At 57.7% G+C, this 300-nt stretch carries 1 protein-coding gene; it reads right to left on the reverse strand.

The features are described from left to right. The coding region (locus SJI00_RS22460) for an immunoglobulin-like domain-containing protein (protein WP_322463874.1) at window positions 1–271 on the reverse strand (271 nt) is incomplete at its 3' end. Window positions 272–300 lie beyond the last annotated feature (29 nt).

Genomic DNA, 300 nt, shown 5'->3' on the forward strand with positions numbered 1-300 from the left:
TAACCGGAGTGCTGACGGTGCCGGAGCTCTGGCCTACTGCGATGGTAATGGTCTCGCCGTTGGCGAGCTTAACGGTAACCGGGGTATTAGTAACCGGAGCGTTAACGGAGGCGGTGTAGATGATCGAGCCGCCTTCGGCCACCGATGGAGTGGCGGTCAGAGTCACGGTCGAAGTATCGACCGTATCAGTCACCGCAGTAGTTACTGGAGTCTGGTTAGCCACCAGGCTTTCATAGTTGCCGCCCGTAACAGTGGCGATGCTGTTATTCACAGCTGCGTGACCGACGTACACGTCGTTGG

Origin of the sequence: Pseudomonas gebzensis (genome assembly GCF_034427815.1) — a bacterium.
In the GTDB taxonomy this organism is placed as follows: Bacteria; Pseudomonadota; Gammaproteobacteria; order Pseudomonadales; family Pseudomonadaceae; genus Aquipseudomonas.